This window comes from Lactiplantibacillus paraxiangfangensis, from assembly GCF_036246185.1.
GTDB classification, from domain to species: domain Bacteria; phylum Bacillota; class Bacilli; order Lactobacillales; family Lactobacillaceae; genus Lactiplantibacillus; species Lactiplantibacillus paraxiangfangensis.
This window is the reverse complement of sequence record NZ_BTPW01000009.1, coordinates 56494-72299: the sequence shown is the minus strand read 5'-3', so window position 1 is coordinate 72299 and position 15806 is coordinate 56494. Positions and strand designations below refer to the sequence as shown.

The window sequence follows — 15806 nt, the reverse complement described above, 5'->3', positions numbered from 1 at the left end:
ACGTTAATGCTCACAAACTAACCGCCTGTTGGTCCACTCTTTTATTATCATAAATTTCAAACCGCAGCTCGAACATCCTGCGCTAACTCAAAATCATTTGTAATGACCGCACTAACGGCCCGGTCAAATAACTGGCGCATTTCACTAGGATCATCGACCGTCCAAACCCGTTCAGCAACGTGGTGTACCGGTTGATAATGTTCTAAATGTAGGCCTTCCAGATGCTCACTTTTGGCAAACGCTTCTGGTGCCCCAATCTTAGCAGAAGTCAAAAAGGCGTACTTTTGCGTTGGGTCAATGGCATAACTCCGTTTTAAGCTCTGCATGTTAAACGATGAGAACACTACGGGGTAAACGAGGTCCGTTTGTTGCACCATCCGGAGAACCTTGTGTTCAATTCCCGGATAGTACTGCCGGTCAGTCTTAAATTCCAAATTCAAGTGGACGTTTTCACCACTTACTAAGTCTAAGAATTCCGCTAGTGATGGCACTGGTTCACCATTACTTAACGTACACTGCCGCAACTCCTGAAAGGTGTAATCAATGATCTTGCCGTGACTGTTAGTCGTGCGATCCACCGTTTCGTCATGCATAATGACTGGAACCCCATCCTTCGTTAAGTGCACATCAAACTCTAACCCATCAATATGCTGACTGATGGCGTAAGCGAACCCCGCTAATGAATTCTCTGGAAACTTCACTGGGACACCACGGTGACCATAGATCAACGATTTACTCGTCATTTAAATTCAACCCTTTCTGTCTATCCCGGCCATTGGCACGGTATCTTGATTCTACCACGTTAAGCAACTAATTTTCAGTGACAGGCAACATAATCCCTTGCGACATCCGTTACCTACTAAAAGCATGCCAGACTAATCCGTTGAAATCCCCACGATTCCGTAAAGATTACGTATCTTTTTAGTAACCATCCCACTAAAAAAGGAAGCCACCGACCATCCAGCCAGTGCTTCCTTTTCAATTACTTTTACACCAATCAGACGTTGCGCGTCGATCGTTTCGGTAAATCAATTGATTTTTGTTGTAAATCCGTTCGGACAACCAGCGTATCACAAGTGGCGTTTCGAATAACATACGACGCGTTGGACCCAATTAAGATCCGGGTCACGTTATTGAGGCCCGTCGCACCGACCACAATTAAATCCGTCCCGTATTCAGCGGGTAGCGCGGTCGCTAACAACGTTTTCGAGTTACCCGAGTGTAAGTGGACGAAGACATCCTTAACACCCGCCTGCACGGCCACCTGACGTGATTTAACTAGGTTAGCCTTCAACTGCTTGGTCATTTCATCCAACATCTGTGGGGTTGCCGCGCCAAACCCCATTGGTCCTTGCGTGATACCAATAAACTTTTCCGTATTAATGATCGTCACAATGTCTAGCTGAGCGTCACACTCAACCGCAATCGCAATGGCCTTTTCTAGCGCCAATTTTGATTGGGGTGACGTATCAACACCGACTAAGATTCGCTGATATTTGGTCATGACAACTTCCCCCTTAAATATTAGATTATTTGTCCGTTGCTAAAACAGCAATTGATTCTGCGTAGATCGCCATTGCAGCCATCAAGTCATCAACTGGCTGGAATTCATTGGCTTGGTGCATCGTATCTTCCGTGTGTGGGAACAAAGCCCCAAAGGCCACGCCCCGTTCCATCATTCGGCCGTACGTCCCACCACCAACGATTTCTGGTTGTGAATCGTGGTCACCAGTTTGGCGACGGTAAACGTCCATCAAATCCTTAACAATGGGGTCCTCTGGGTCAACGTAGTGCGGTACCATGAAGTCACCCTGGCTAACCGTTGTGCCAACTGGAACTTGGTTTTGAACCCCGGTCGTCAAATCAGTCGGTTCGATGCCCTTAGGATAACGGAAGTTCAACGTCAAATCGCCACCATTTTGATGGTCGAAGTGTAACAAGCCGACGTTCATCGTCAAGTCACCCATCACGTCATCGGTGTACGCCAAACCTAAATGGACGACCCGTGAATCATCGTGTAACTTTTCAGCGATGAAGTTCAAGAAGCCCGCAGCGTCGTCCGCAAAAGCGTAACCACTCAAGAAGCTGGCTAAGTAAGTCCCAGCATTGATCCCGTTACGTGGTTCCATCCCGTGCGCCGCTTTACCGATGACTTCTAACCGCACGCCTTCAGGGACGACCGTCAATTCACCAGTCACTGGTTGTTGGTCTAAGAATGACGTGAAGTCAGCCGCCATTTTTTCATTGTCATCAGTGGCAACAACGGCAACGGCTTCCCGTGGTACCATGTTTTCACGCAGACCGGAGTCAAAGGAAATTAAGTTAAAGTCACCGGAATCTTGATGGCCGAAGTGTAACTTCAAGCTAACGTTACCCTTTTCACCGTTGATCAATGGAAATTCGGCGTCGGGTGAAAAGCCCAAGGTTGGTGCGGGTTCAACTTCAAAGTACCGCTTCATCCCTGTCCAGTTACTTTCTTCGTCAGTCCCAACAATGAAACGAACCTTCTTGTTGAGCTTCAAGCCTAATTCTTTAACGATCTTCAAACCGTAGTAGGCCGCCATCCCAGGACCTTTGTCATCCGAAGCGCCCCGCGCGTATAATTTGCCGTCCTTAATGGTTGGTTCAAACGGATCGGTATCCCAACCGTTACCAGCGGGCATTTCATCAACGTGCGCCAGTACGGCCAAGGTTTCATCACCTTCACCGTATTCGGCGTAACCAACTAAGTTATCGATATTTTTAGTTTTAAAGCCATCGCGCTCTGCAATCGCTAAAAAGGTCGTTAACGCTTCTTTAGGTCCGGGACCTAATGGCGCGTCGTCCGTAGCCTTACTGTCATCTCGAAAACTAGGAACGCGTAACATCGTGGTTAAATCCGTTAAATAATCATCTTTATGCTTACCTGCTTCATTTTGCCAATCAATTGTCATTGAATCATTCCTCCCATATATTATTATCTTAATTTTAGCATAGGTCGCTTAAACTTAATAATCGGAAGCCACCTCCGTTTTTCGATGGTATACTCGAAGTAAACCTTTTGAAAGTTGGTGACAATATGCAACCCATTACATCTAAATTGGTCACGCAAACGATCATCGAGCGTCCCGCTGAATCCTATAAAGGAAACTATGGTCGCGTGCTCCTCATTGGCGGCAATCAGAATTTTGGCGGTGCCATTATCATGGCCGCTACCGCCGCTACTTATAGCGGTGCCGGACTAGTCACCGTCGCAACTGATCCGCAAAACTTCACTAGTCTGCACGCCCGTTTGCCAGAAGCAATGGTCGTGGATTTTCATCAGACAGATTACTTACTCGACCTCGCCGCTAACATGGACGTCATCGTGATTGGTCCCGGTCTTGGCACGGACGCGTTTGCTGAGCGGTTATTGACCACCGTGCTTAATGCGGTGCATCAACCCCAACGCCTAGTAATTGATGGCTCAGCGCTGACATTACTCGCCGCACATCCCCAGCCACTACCCGCAACGCCCATCGTTGTGACGCCACACCAAATGGAATGGCAACGGCTATCCGGCCTAAAAATCAGCGAACAGACACCGACCGCTAACCATCAAGCCCAACAAAAACTCGGTGTCATTGCGGTCGTTAAGGCCCACCACACGACCATTTACACGGACCAACAAGTCTGGTTTAATCCCGGGGGGACCCCGGCCATGGCAACCGGCGGCATGGGTGACACCTTAGCTGGCATGATTGGCGGATTCAGTGGCCAGTTTGCCGATTTCACCAACGCTATTTTAAGCGCGGTGTACTTACACAGCACGATTGCCGATGACTTAGCCGCTAGCCGGTACGTCGTCTTGCCCCATCAAATCAGTGCCCTGATTCCTAAGTACATGCACGATTTTAGTCAGTCAGAACTGGATGACTAAGCCTTAGCAACTTCCCGTTTGTCTTAAAAAATGAAAAATAGTTCTGAGAAATCAAGAATCGATTTCTCAGAACTATTTTTTTGGCATCTAGGACTTTTATCCCAAACTCGTTTTATTTATTCCGCTACGGGTTGATCCGCAGCCGTTTTTAACGCCACTAATTCATCATCCGTTAAAGTCCGGTAGTTGCCGGCCAATAAGCCCACTGGCAATTCTAAGGAACCAAACTTGATGCGGCGTAACTGCACCACCCGTTCACCCAGGGTCCCAACCATCCGTTTGACCTGATGGTACTTACCTTCGTGAATCATGATTCGAATGGTCGTGAAATCTTCAATCTCATGAAATTCCACAATTTCAGCTTGCGCCGGTTGTAACTGGGTCCCGTCTTTCAACGTAATCCCATCGTTGAACCCAGCCACTTGGTCTGCCGTAATTTCACCGGTGACTTCAGCTTCGTACACCTTAGTCACGTGGTGTGCCGGCGCTAACAACGCGTGCGATAACGCACCATCATTAGTAATCACAAGCACACCTTCCGTATCCTTATCTAAACGCCCCACCGGAAACAAGTCGTCCCGATAATCGGTTGCATTAAAGAGGTCCATGACCGTTTTAGCCGTCGCATCACTCGTCGCTGTGATCACGCCAACTGGTTTATTCATGACGTAATAAAAATACTGTTGGTAGCGAACCTGCTCATCGTCTAAAAATACGGCGTCACTACCAGGATTGATCTGTTGCTTGCCAGAAATCACTGGTTCGCCATTAGTCATAATATGACCGTCTTTGATCAACCGGCGCACCTGCGTTCTGGTCCCAATCCGCATGGCGTGTAAAAATTTATCAATTCGCATACTTTCACCTACTTAATCTTTAACTTGCGCCGTAAGCCCGCGGCCCGTCCACCAATCATTAAATCAACTAAGCGCGACTTCAACGCAAAGTAAGCGTACACGCCACCACCAACGGCAACGGCGAGAACGACGATCAAAAAAGCCTGAGTTTTACTCTGTTCATTTAATAAGAAGTTTAATCCGTAGACCGTTACTCTGGCCGCTAAATAAGTCATGATTGAATAAACTAAGATCCGGTTGACCTTAGGCAATAACTTAACGTAACGAATACCAAAGTTAACTTCCAAGTCATACATGGCCATGACACAAGCGACCATCATCCCAATGGCCGTCGCAACTAATGGACCGGCCGTTGATAAGAAGTAAATACATGGCCACTGTACAATTAGCTTAACAATTAAACCAATCAGATAGTAGCGGATGATGTCACGGTTCCGTGATAACCCCTGCATCAACGCGGACACAACGGTAAATAATCCCAATACGATGGCAGTAAACGCTGAAATTTGTAAAATCAACGTGCCAATCTGGTTATAGCTATAAAATAACGTATTTAATGGTTGGGCAATGGCCGCCATCCCTAGCGCACCAGGAATCATAATAAAGAGGAACAGGATAATCGAGTCCTCAAGTTGTTTCCGAATGTTGCGCATATTATGGCTAGCCAATGATTCTGACAAAATCGGCACAACGGTCACCGCAATGGCCGAAGCTAACGAAACAATGATCATGACTAACTTATTGGCGTTGAACGCAAAGTAGGCGTACAACGCATTAATTTTAGGCACGTCCATGTGGTAAATCATCTGCATCATTGGTTGGAACGTGGCTTGGTCAAGTAAGTTAAAGACCGTCGTCGCCGTATCAATGACGATAAATGGAATCGCCTGCACGATAATATCACGGAATAATTGCCAAATTGGAATGGCTAATTTATGTTCACTTTGCGCTGCGAGTTCGTTTAATTCTGGGCGTTTGCGATAATAGTACCAGCCCAGTAGTAAGAAACTCGCCGCTGCCCCGATAAACGCGGCAAAGGTTGATTGGGTAATCGCATTGACCCAGTCACCCCGTTGCACGCGCATAATAAAGTAAGTGGCCCCCAACATGTAGAGGACCCGAAAGACCTGCTCAACGAACTGAGAAATCGCGGATGGTGCCATCTGTTGATACCCTTGGAAAAATCCCCGGGTTAGTGACATCGATGGAATAATCACTAAGGCGATCGCTAACGCCCGCAAAACGGGAATCACGTTCGGATCACCGCCACCAAAGGCCGCAGCGATTAAGCCCGCACCAAACCACATGACGAGGCCAAAGAAGATCCCAAACGCGGACGTCAGTAACAGCCCCCGTTTAAAGAGTCGTTGCCCCACTGCGTATTCATTTTGCGCGTTATATTCAGAGATTTGTTTTGAAATGGCGGATGGAATCCCACCAATTGCGACTAACAGGAAGAAGCTATAAATATTGTAACCCTTAGCGTACAACGCATTCCCCTGGGTCGAGTTACTGCCCAGCCAAAGTACCCATGGAATAATGTAAATGGCCCCGAGTACCCGTGAAAAGACGCTACCGGCCGTCATCCAAGCCGACCCACGCACCATTTTTTGGTGTGCTTCAGCTTCGGAATTAACGTGTGCATTTTGCGGCTGATGAGCTTTCGATTCCTCAGACATGTTCGTACCTACTTTCTTAGTTCAATCTTAACTATTTTAGATGAAATGCCGTGAAGTTGCAATTTAAATCCCAACTTATCGCCGAGCTTTACTGAACCTTAATCATACTTAGTGAAATTGAATTTACAACTTAAAGTCATGCCAATTCAAAATTGGTTTGACATTAAGACCTAGTTTGCCTTTTCAACGTCAATGGGTATAGACTAAATTTAGATCACCAATTATGGGGGGAAAACACGATGGACGACGAACAATTGAACGCTTTTATCTCACAACTAAGCAAACTGTATGAAGACGCAGATGTTAAAAAGAATCCAGCACTCCAGAAGGTCTTGTTGGACACTGCTAGTCGCTTAAACCGCGACGAAGATTTTGGCAAGGTCGTTTCTGACTTGTCACACGCCATTTCACAACGTTACGTTGCACACCACGACGTGCCAGTTGTACTGATTAAATTTTATAATCAAATTCAAAAGGATGTTCAAGCCGGTAAATACGATGATACTAATATTCGTAACTACTTCATCGGCACAGGTTTAATTTCACTCTCAATTTCATTCGGAGGGTTTTCACTTTAATCTTTAACAGTTAGGCCCGCACGTCGTTATAATGACGTGCGGGCCTTGTTAGTCGCTCCGTTAGGCAAATCAGATTTACTATTGTTATTACTGTCGAGTAATCGGAGATCGTCACTGATGACATCGGTCGTGAAGGTGGTGTTGGGGTGGCGCTTTTTTGCCGACCTTTACACCACGGACGGTCCGGGATACTTGCGCATTTTGCAAGTGTTCCGGGCGAGGTTCAAGACGTTTCTCAGGCTTGAACCGGTCCCACGACCGCATGTCATCAGTGACGACCGGAATAGCTTTTTATGCCAACAAGAAATCCCCACCAAATCATCAGCTGAACTGGTGATTTAGTGGGGATTCCTTAGTTTTAATTGCGCGTATTAGTTGGCAACAATGTTAACCAATTTACCAGGAATGGCAATGACTTTGCGAACCGTTTTACCGTCCGTAAACTCTTTGACCTTTTCGTCAGCTAAAGCTAACGCTTCAAGGTCGTCTTTACTCATATCCTTAGCAACCGTTGCGTGTGAACGAACCTTACCGTTAACTTGAAGCACGATTTGAACCGTATCTTCAACTAACTTGGATTCGTCGTACGTTGGCCAAGTTGCATAAGTAATGGTGTTGTCATGACCTAACAATGACCAAAGTTCTTCGGCAACGTGTGGTGCGATTGGGGATAGCATCTTAACAAAGCCTTCGATGTAAACGACTGGCAAGTCATCAACTTTATAAGCTTCGTTAACGAAGACCATCATTTGTGAAATGGCGATGTTAAAGCGCATGTTTTCGTAGTCTTCCGTCACCTTTTTAACGGTTTCGTTATAGACTTTCGTCAACTTGCCATCGTTAATCGTCGTAACCCGGTCGCGGACCCGGTTATTTTCATCAATGATGAGTCGCCAAACCCGTTCGATCCACTTGTTAGCCCCGTGCAAGCCTTCAGTGCTCCACGGAATGGATGCTTCCAATGGTCCCATGAACATTTCGTATAACCGTAACGTATCGGCACCATATTGTTCCACGATTTCATCGGGGTTCACAACGTTACCGCGTGACTTGGACATCTTTTCGTGGTTCTTACCCAAGATCATCCCTTGGTTAACCAACTTCTGGAAAGGTTCCTTTGTTGGAACGACGCCGAGGTCGTACAGGAACTTGTGCCAGAAACGAGCATAGAGCAAATGTAAGACGGCGTGTTCAGCACCACCAACGTACAAGTCAACTGGTGACCAGTACTTCAGCTTGTCATAGTCTGCCAAGGCGTCAGGGTTGTGCGGATCAACGTAACGCAGGAAGTACCACGAACTCCCAGCCCATTGTGGCATGGTGTTCGTTTCACGTTTCCCTTTACGGCCATTTTTATCGACAACGTTAACCCAATCGTCAATGTTGGCTAATGGGCTTTCACCAGTCCCAGATGGTTCTAAGTTCTTGGTTGCTGGTAAACGTAATGGTAATTCGTCTTCTGGTACTAAGGTCATTTCGCCGTCTTCCCAATGAATAATTGGAATTGGTTCACCCCAGTAACGTTGACGTGAGAAGATCCAGTCCCGTAAGCGGTAGTTGACCTTCTTTTCACCACATTTGTGGGCTTCTAACCAGTCGATCATCTTATCGATTGCGGCCTGCTTGTCGAGACCGTCCACGAAACCGGAGTTGATATGTTCGCCATCACCCGTGTAAGGTTGTTGGTCATAATCATTGTCCCCAGCGATGACGGGATGGATTGGCAAATCAAATTTTTGTGCAAATTCAAAGTCACGTTCGTCGTGGGCTGGAACGGCCATAATGGCCCCCGTCCCGTATGAAGCTAAGACGTAATCCGCAATCCAGATTGGCAGCTTTTCACCGTTAACCGGGTTGATCCCGTAACTTCCAGTGAAGACCCCGGTCTTATCCTTGTTCAAATCAGTCCGTTCAAGGTCTGACTTGCTAGCAATCTTTGCTTTATAAGCTTTGATTGCGTCGGCTTGTTCAGGCGTCGTTAAGGATTCAACCAAGTCGTGTTCAGGTGCTAAGACTAAGTAGCTAGCGCCAAATAACGTATCTGGGCGGGTTGAGAAAACTTCAATCTTAGTATCGTCATGGTCGGCAACTTGGAACTGAATTGAGCCCCCAACTGAGCGGCCAATCCAATTACGTTGTTGTTCCTTGATGTTTTCTGGCCAATCAATGTCGTCCAAATCATCGATTAAACGGTCAGCGTAAGCCGTAATTTTAAGGCTCCACTGTTTCATTGGGACCCGGTAAACGTCGTAGCCGCCCCGTTCCGTCTTACCATCGATAACTTCTTCGTTGGAGACCACGGTACCGCCCATCATGTCAGGCGCCCAGTTAACGAGCGTTTCTGATTCGTAAGCTAAGTCCTTTTTGTATAATTGTTCGAAGATCCACTGGGTCCACTTGTAGTAGCTTGGGTCCGTCGTGTTCACTTCACGGTCCCAATCATATGAAAAACCTAACGAGCGAATTTGACGCTTGAAGTTTTTAATATTTTTAGCCGTAAAGTCTTTCGGGTTATGCCCCGTCTTCATGGCATATTGTTCAGCTGGCAAGCCAAACGCATCCCAGCCCATTGGATGCAAAACGTTGTACCCTTCCATCCGCTTGAAACGCGACATAATGTCGGTAGCGGTGTAACCCTCGGGATGTCCCACGTGCAAGCCTTGGCCTGATGGGTATGGGAACATGTCTAACGCGTAATATTTTTTCTTATCCGTGTTATCCATTGCCTTAAAAGTCTTGTTTTCTTTCCAATAATGCTGCCATTTACGTTCAATGACCTTATGGTTGTATGCCATAATAGTGCCCCTTTCTTGCTGCTGTATGTAAGCTAGCATTGCGACTGTGACTGAAATGGTCCGGTTGAATGTGCGGCAGTACTGCATAAAAAAACGCCCTATCAGCCACTTAAGCTTATAGGACGAAAATGATTCCGCGGTACCACCTATGATTCCACGTTGCCGTGGCCTCTTGATTTTCTTAACGCGAAACCACGTCCGTACCTACTATTGCTTTCAGTCGGAAGACTCGAAGGTGAGTTCAGCCAGTGTGAATCCCCGTTTGCAACGACCACGGAGTTTCTGCAAAACACACCAACTTACTAATCCTTCTCGGAGTCGTAAAGTTATTGTTCTCATGGTAGCAAACCCGCCCCCTTTTTTCAAGCGTCTAACCATCAAAAACCAGAACTTTCATAGGTTCCAAGATTAAAAAGATTATAAAGAATGCTATAATAGGCGAAGAAATTTTTTTATCGGAGGTAACTGAATGACGAAATATTGGCACCGCCGCGATACTGCGATGCTGGGCCTATTCGCCCTCTGGCTCTACTGGGTCTTTGCGGTCTGGTCACAAGCCACTTGGATCCACCACTTTGACCGCGGCGTCGCCCTTAGCCTGCACCACACACCCGCTTGGTTTCAGTCCGCTATGCTGACTTACACCCTGTTCGGCAATCCCCATAGTATGACCATTATTATCGTGATTGTGACCCTTTTGTTAGTTATTTTTAGACAAAGCAAGGGCGCCGTCTTCTTTGTTATCAACGCGGGACTGCTCGCAGCTTACGGTAATTATTTTATTAAACAAATTATCCAACGCCCACGGCCAACCGCGTGGCGTTTAACTAACATCGGTGGGTTCAGCTTTCCAAGCGGTCACGCAACGACCACCACGGTTTTAATCGGTAGCCTACTCGTCTTAGCCTATGATCTAATCCAAAATCCAACGTTAAAACGCTGGTTATTGGGATTAGGGCTCTTACTAATCGGATTGATGCTCGTCAGCCGTGTCATCGTGGGCGTCCACTATCCTAGTGACGTATTAGGTGGCGCCGTACTCGGGAGCCTGCTCCTGTACGTTAGCACCCGCCTAACCACCGGACACCGGACCGGTAACTTTCACTTTAAGCGGCACTCGTCGTAACTTAGTTCATTTTTTGGGAGGGATTCACTATCCAACTCAGTTCTGCTCTAAACTATAGTCATACACTAATCAACCAAACCGTTAATCCGGGCGACATCGCTGTCGATGCCACCGTTGGCAACGGCCATGACACCACTTACTTAGCTAAACTCGTTGGTCCCAGTGGCCACGTTTACGGGTTCGATATTCAAGCCGCAGCCATCAAAGCTACTACCAGCGCACTCGCTACGGAAAAGCTGACGCATCAAGTCACCTTGACTCACACGGGTCACGAAAACTTGGCCAAAGTGCTCCCCGCAGAAGCCAAGGTCAAATGTGCCATTTTTAACCTCGGCTACTTGCCTGGAGGTGACAAATCGGTGGTCACCCGAGCCTCGACCACGTTGACCGCAGTTAAGGCACTAGAAGGGCGTCTGGCGACCAATGGTTTAATCATTTTGCTCGTTTACACCGGTCACCCCGGCGGTCAAAACGAAGCCAACCAGTTGATGCAACACGTGACTGAACTCGATCAACACCAATTCCAAGTCTTACAGTACGGCTTTCTCAATCAGATCCACACCCCACCGTACCTGATTGCCATTCAAAAAAGATAGTCCCAACTAAAATAAGCGCTCCACCCTAAATTTAGAGTGGAGCGCTTATTTTGTACTAAAGATTGAAAAGTCAAAAATTGTAATAACCTGATAATTATACTTAAATTAGCCGCTTCGTCAGGCAGGACCGGTGTGCTAGGGGGAACGGTTCCAGCCAAAGTGCGGTCTGGAACCTCGCTTCAAAGCCGACAGACCACGTCTTTGAAGCGCCCCGCAAGATTAGCGCGAAATTCACCCGCTAATCTTGCCGACACAGCACACCAATCCTGCCTGATTTCGCTAAAATAATCTTATTATCGTTATTTTAGTCGGATAATCGGAGTAGCCCGATTTGTATTCAGCTAGGTCATAATACAGCAGTAATTAATCGTCCTATTTACCTATTAGCCTCAGCATTTTTAATTTAAGTCACTAACTAACAAGCTAAAATTCATGCTTACTTTTGTTCAATTTCTCAGCGTGCTGTGCCGCCGTCAATTGCGGGCCACGGTCCATGGCGTTGACGATGAATGCTAAAATCACGAGGACTAATCCAATCCAATAGACCCAGTGGAGTCCGGTATAAAGAATACCGTGCAAGGTTGGTAACAAGTCTTTAGGCAAGCTAGTTGCCGTTTTCGGATTGATCAACTTGTTCATCATTGCCATGTTAGTGCCACTATGTTGCGCAATTCCTTGGTTCATCCCAACGTTAAGCGCAATCCCAAAGATAGAGATCATCAACGTTTGCCCAATGGTCCGGCTCAACGTATTAAACGAAGTTGCGACCCCAACGTTGTCCGCTGACACCAAGTGTTGTGAGGTGACCGTGGTTGCCGTAATGGTAATCCCAAAACCAATTCCGCCGATTGCGGTAATCAAGAAGAACCAGAGGAACGGGGTGCTAACTGGCAATAGTGCCAAACAAACACTCGTGACCAGAATAAAGCACAGGCTTAAAAAGAGAATCCGGCGCGGGGCCCACTTTGCAAGTAGCCGGCCCGTCACAAATGATCCGACGATCCACATCAGTGAGCTGGGCGTTACGGCAAATCCGGCTAACGAAGCGGGAACGCCTAAAATCCCCTGCGTCCATGTTGGAATGTAGACTTCTACCGCCATTAGAAAACCGCTGACTAAGGCTGCCACGGCATTTTGGATCACAAACGTGTGGTTTTTAAATAATTCCATGGAAATGACGGGTTCATCGGTCCGCTGCTCACGGCGAATAAACAGCCATAAGCTGAGGGCGCTCACGATCCACACAATAATAACGGTGCCCCAACTAATCGTGGCGTTTCCAAGTAGTTGGAAACTAAGCATGAGGCCGAGTAAAAATAGCATCAGCCAAAAACTGCCCAAGTAGTCAACCTTAACGTGATTATGGCGTTTCGGTTCACGTAAATAAAATTGAAATAAGAATAGCGTGATTAAGCCAACCGGCACGTTGATAAAGAAGATCCAGTGCCAGCTCAATTTATCAACAATCAATCCCCCAATTAACGGGGCCAACACGGAGGCAATCCCCCACGCGGAACTGTTGAAGCCTAGGACCTTCGCCCGACGTTCAAACGAATAGATGTCAGCAATAATAGTCATCGAAACTGGCATCAAAGCGCCGGCACCAATCCCTTGAATGGCGCGCCAGAAAATCAATACCGGCATTGAATCGGATAAGCCACTCATCATGGACCCGATAATAAAAATGATCAAACCGGCCTGCATCACTGGTTTACGACCAACGAGGTCCGTTAGTTTCCCATAAATTGGTGTCATCATGGCATTCGTCAACAAATAAATGGAGAATACCCAGTTCATTAAGGCGACCCCGTGCAGGTCACCGACAATCGTTGGTAGCGCGGTCGAAACAATGGTTCCTTCAATCGCACTCATAAACGTTGCCACGTAGATAGCAATCGTCACTGCTACGACGTTAGTTTTACGTTGTTGCATGTTTTAATACCCCTTCACTCTCAAAACTCTTCTTCTAAAACTTTCTAACCGCGGCCATCACCCCTTGGTCAACCCTACTTTTGTCCGCAAAAAAAGCGACCCCGTGTAAAGAGGTCGCTTTTAGCGTCGAGTACCTACAGACCGTAACGATCCGTAGCTCTCGTTACTGTTTATTTATTAAATTCAGCTTTTAAGGCGTCAACCTTATCCGTGTGTTCCCACGGTAAGTCGATGTCAGTCCGACCAAAGTGACCGTAAGCGGCCGTTTGGCGATAAATTGGACGTTGTAAGTCCAACATCTTGATGATCCCAGCTGGACGTAAGTCAAAGTACTTCCGGATGGCACCGATTAAGGCATCATCACTGACTTTCCCAGTACCGGCCGTATCAACGGCGATTGAAACGGGTTGTGCAACCCCAATCGCATAGGCTAATTGAACTTCAACCTGGTCAGCTAAACCAGCCGCAACGATGTTTTTAGCAATGTAACGGGCAGCGTAACTAGCTGAACGGTCAACCTTAGTGGCATCCTTACCAGAAAAGGCACCACCACCATGATGGGCAAAACCACCGTAAGTATCCACGATGATCTTCCGACCCGTTAAACCAGCATCCCCTTGAGGACCACCGATAACGAAACGGCCGGTTGGGTTAACCAAATAACGCGTCTGATCATCTAACAAGTCCTTAGGCAACACGGCCTTGATGACTTGGTCAATAACCGTTTGGCGAATTTCATCCAGTTCAACATCGGGGTCGTGCTGCGTCGATAAGACGACGGTGTCGATCCGTTGTGGCTGGTTTTCTTCGTCATATTCAACTGTAACTTGGGCCTTAGCGTCCGGACGCAACCATTTGATGGTGTCGTTCTTCCGTAATTCCGCAATCTTACGCATTAAGCGGTGGCTCAATGCGATTGGTAGTGGCATTAGTTCAGGAGTTTCGTTAATGGCATAGCCAAACATCATCCCCTGATCCCCAGCACCAATTTGGTCCAGTGGATCAGCATCACCCGTCCGCGTTTCCAAAGAGTCGTCGACCCCTTGCGCGATATCCGGTGATTGTTCATCCAAAGAAACGAGGACGGCACAGTTGTCACCGTCAAAGCCGTATTGGCCATCAACATAGCCAATCGACTTGATCGTGTCACGCACGACCTTTTGAATATCAACGTAGGCCTTGGTTGAAACTTCACCAAAGACCAGCACTAACCCAGTAGTCACTGAAGTTTCAACGGCTACCCGTGCTTGTGGGTCTTGTTCCAACATTGCATCTAGGATGGCGTCACTGATTTGGTCCGCGATTTTATCGGGATGGCCTTCAGAAACGGATTCCGATGTAAATAAATGTCTTTCACTCATTGTAAATTCCCCCTTGATTAGTTCGGTTACAAGGCATCTAAGTCCGTTTAAATGGCTTCCAAATAAACAGACTTATCCTCTCGGGAACGGCTCATAACTATATCAGACTATCACAATCCTTGTTTTTTTAAAAGAATCTTCCTAAAATATTGACGGTTTTAACGGTGACCGTTAGGATTAAAACATTACTTCTATTAGAAAGATGTTGAGCTATGATACGAATTGGAAAGCTTAAACTTAAACGTGATTACGTTCATTTAGCCGTTTTCACTATTTTACAAAGCATCATTAGCTGGTGGGCCGCTTTAGATTACGGTCGTTCATTTCAAACAGCGGAATTTTCAGCCGCTCAGCTACCCTTAATTGGGTATACGCTGGCCGTTTCCGCCGCCATTTTTATCGTTTTGGACCAACGCATTCCGGCGCAATGGAGCCTGATCGCCATTGGCACTTCAGTGGCCTTCGCCTTCACGAACATCATTGCCCGCGAATCCGAGTTGTTGTATCTGTTGCTCACTTGTAGCGTCTGGTTATTCGTCATGGCAGTCCCCCGTTTTGGGATGCAAAATTACTTTGGCCTCGTGGTCTTTAGTATTATCATGACCTTTACGATTCCAGTCGCGGTCTTCAACTTACAAAACAACTACCTGTCGACGACCTTCTTATGGAAACTGGCCCCACTATTTACTAGTTACGTATTTTTATACGTTCCCAGTTTTAGTCACCAGCGTCAGATCAACCAGTTAGTTTCGGCAATTACCGGCGCACTTCTGGTCATTACCATTTTTTTACAACCGCTGACTTGGCAAACCATTACTGCCATTGTGATCGTGATTGCCACCTGGTTCAGTCAACAGTCGTTTGGCCGGACTCGCTGGCACTTGATGGTCAACGCAGCGATTCAAGTCGTTTTAATGTTCTTACTCTATTAAATCTATACAAACAGGCGCTTAAAACCGGGATGGTTACCGATTTTAAGCGCCT

At 46.9% G+C, this 15806-nt stretch carries 13 protein-coding genes, 1 riboswitch and 1 other annotated feature; of the genes, 5 read left to right on the top strand and 8 right to left on the bottom strand.

Annotated elements, in window-relative coordinates; genetic code table 11:
- Positions 1 to 56 precede the first annotated feature (56 nt).
- From AAA939_RS06410 to pepV, 3 genes are all read right to left on the bottom strand, one after another.
- Positions 57 to 743, bottom strand: a complete 687-nt coding sequence (locus AAA939_RS06410; RefSeq protein ID WP_338209245.1) for a glycerophosphodiester phosphodiesterase — start codon at positions 741 to 743, stop codon at positions 57 to 59.
- A gap of 254 nt (positions 744 to 997) precedes the next feature.
- Complete coding sequence (locus AAA939_RS06405) at positions 998 to 1504, bottom strand: universal stress protein (protein WP_338209247.1); 507 nt, start codon at positions 1502 to 1504, stop codon at positions 998 to 1000.
- A gap of 25 nt (positions 1505 to 1529) precedes the next feature.
- Positions 1530 to 2933, bottom strand: a complete 1404-nt coding sequence (pepV, locus tag AAA939_RS06400; protein WP_338209249.1) for a dipeptidase PepV — start codon at positions 2931 to 2933, stop codon at positions 1530 to 1532.
- A gap of 125 nt (positions 2934 to 3058) precedes the next feature.
- Between pepV and AAA939_RS06395 the strand changes: the two genes are divergently transcribed.
- A complete protein-coding gene (locus AAA939_RS06395; RefSeq protein ID WP_338209250.1) occupies positions 3059 to 3898 on the top strand; it encodes an NAD(P)H-hydrate dehydratase in 840 nt (279 codons plus the stop codon).
- 116 nt (positions 3899 to 4014) lie between these two features.
- On the opposite strand, the gene AAA939_RS06390 is transcribed toward AAA939_RS06395, so the two are convergent.
- Positions 4015 to 4755 (bottom strand): 16S rRNA pseudouridine(516) synthase, encoded by a 741-nt coding sequence (locus tag AAA939_RS06390; protein WP_338209251.1) that lies wholly within the window; start codon positions 4753 to 4755, stop codon positions 4015 to 4017.
- An 8-nt stretch (positions 4756 to 4763) separates the two neighbouring features.
- Complete coding sequence (locus AAA939_RS06385; protein WP_338209253.1) at positions 4764 to 6434, bottom strand: putative polysaccharide biosynthesis protein; 1671 nt, start codon at positions 6432 to 6434, stop codon at positions 4764 to 4766.
- 239 nt (positions 6435 to 6673) lie between these two features.
- Between AAA939_RS06385 and AAA939_RS06380 the strand changes: the two genes are divergently transcribed.
- Positions 6674 to 7012: a bacteriocin immunity protein gene (locus AAA939_RS06380; RefSeq protein ID WP_338209255.1), complete on the top strand. Its 339-nt coding sequence runs from the start codon at positions 6674 to 6676 to the stop codon at positions 7010 to 7012.
- Between the two features lie 371 nt (positions 7013 to 7383).
- On the opposite strand, the gene leuS is transcribed toward AAA939_RS06380, so the two are convergent.
- Positions 7384 to 9807 (bottom strand): leucine--tRNA ligase, encoded by a 2424-nt coding sequence (gene leuS, locus AAA939_RS06375; protein ID WP_338209258.1) that lies wholly within the window; start codon positions 9805 to 9807, stop codon positions 7384 to 7386.
- A gap of 115 nt (positions 9808 to 9922) precedes the next feature.
- Positions 9923 to 10132, bottom strand: a binding site (T-box leader).
- 144 nt (positions 10133 to 10276) lie between these two features.
- On the opposite strand from leuS, the gene AAA939_RS06370 reads away from it, so the two are divergent.
- Positions 10277 to 10933, top strand: coding sequence for a phosphatase PAP2 family protein (locus AAA939_RS06370; RefSeq protein ID WP_338209259.1), 657 nt, complete (start codon positions 10277 to 10279; stop codon positions 10931 to 10933).
- An 8-nt stretch (positions 10934 to 10941) separates the two neighbouring features.
- Positions 10942 to 11529, top strand: a complete 588-nt coding sequence (gene mnmM, locus AAA939_RS06365; RefSeq protein ID WP_479464431.1) for a tRNA 5-(aminomethyl)-2-thiouridylate-methyltransferase MnmM — start codon at positions 10942 to 10944, stop codon at positions 11527 to 11529.
- Between the two features lie 423 nt (positions 11530 to 11952).
- On the opposite strand, the gene AAA939_RS06360 is transcribed toward mnmM, so the two are convergent.
- Positions 11953 to 13461 (bottom strand): MDR family MFS transporter, encoded by a 1509-nt coding sequence (locus AAA939_RS06360; RefSeq protein ID WP_338209260.1) that lies wholly within the window; start codon positions 13459 to 13461, stop codon positions 11953 to 11955.
- Between the two features lie 170 nt (positions 13462 to 13631).
- Positions 13632 to 14822, bottom strand: a complete 1191-nt coding sequence (metK, locus tag AAA939_RS06355) for a methionine adenosyltransferase (protein WP_338209261.1) — start codon at positions 14820 to 14822, stop codon at positions 13632 to 13634.
- Positions 14820 to 14924, bottom strand: a riboswitch (SMK box riboswitch). Its footprint overlaps the gene before it by 3 nt.
- Positions 14925 to 15034: 110 nt before the next feature.
- Here metK and AAA939_RS06350 point away from each other — a divergent pair.
- Positions 15035 to 15754: a hypothetical protein gene (locus AAA939_RS06350; protein ID WP_338209262.1), complete on the top strand. Its 720-nt coding sequence runs from the start codon at positions 15035 to 15037 to the stop codon at positions 15752 to 15754.
- Positions 15755 to 15806: the final 52 nt, after the last annotated feature.

Excerpts from the sequence above, each read along its gene's own strand:
- AAA939_RS06410 (WP_338209245.1), bottom strand. The coding sequence starts at position 743 with ATGACGAGTAAATCGTTGATCTATGGTCACCGTGGTGTCCCAGTGAAG.
- AAA939_RS06405 (WP_338209247.1), bottom strand. The coding sequence starts at position 1,504 with ATGACCAAATATCAGCGAATCTTAGTCGGTGTTGATACGTCACCCCAA.
- pepV (WP_338209249.1), bottom strand. The coding sequence starts at position 2,933 with ATGACAATTGATTGGCAAAATGAAGCAGGTAAGCATAAAGATGATTAT.
- AAA939_RS06395 (WP_338209250.1), top strand. The coding sequence starts at position 3,059 with ATGCAACCCATTACATCTAAATTGGTCACGCAAACGATCATCGAGCGT.
- AAA939_RS06390 (WP_338209251.1), bottom strand. The coding sequence starts at position 4,755 with ATGCGAATTGATAAATTTTTACACGCCATGCGGATTGGGACCAGAACG.
- AAA939_RS06385 (WP_338209253.1), bottom strand. The coding sequence starts at position 6,434 with ATGTCTGAGGAATCGAAAGCTCATCAGCCGCAAAATGCACACGTTAAT.
- AAA939_RS06380 (WP_338209255.1), top strand. The coding sequence starts at position 6,674 with ATGGACGACGAACAATTGAACGCTTTTATCTCACAACTAAGCAAACTG.
- leuS (WP_338209258.1), bottom strand. The coding sequence starts at position 9,807 with ATGGCATACAACCATAAGGTCATTGAACGTAAATGGCAGCATTATTGG.
- AAA939_RS06370 (WP_338209259.1), top strand. The coding sequence starts at position 10,277 with ATGACGAAATATTGGCACCGCCGCGATACTGCGATGCTGGGCCTATTC.
- AAA939_RS06360 (WP_338209260.1), bottom strand. The coding sequence starts at position 13,461 with ATGCAACAACGTAAAACTAACGTCGTAGCAGTGACGATTGCTATCTAC.
- metK (WP_338209261.1), bottom strand. The coding sequence starts at position 14,822 with ATGAGTGAAAGACATTTATTTACATCGGAATCCGTTTCTGAAGGCCAT.
- AAA939_RS06350 (WP_338209262.1), top strand. The coding sequence starts at position 15,035 with ATGATACGAATTGGAAAGCTTAAACTTAAACGTGATTACGTTCATTTA.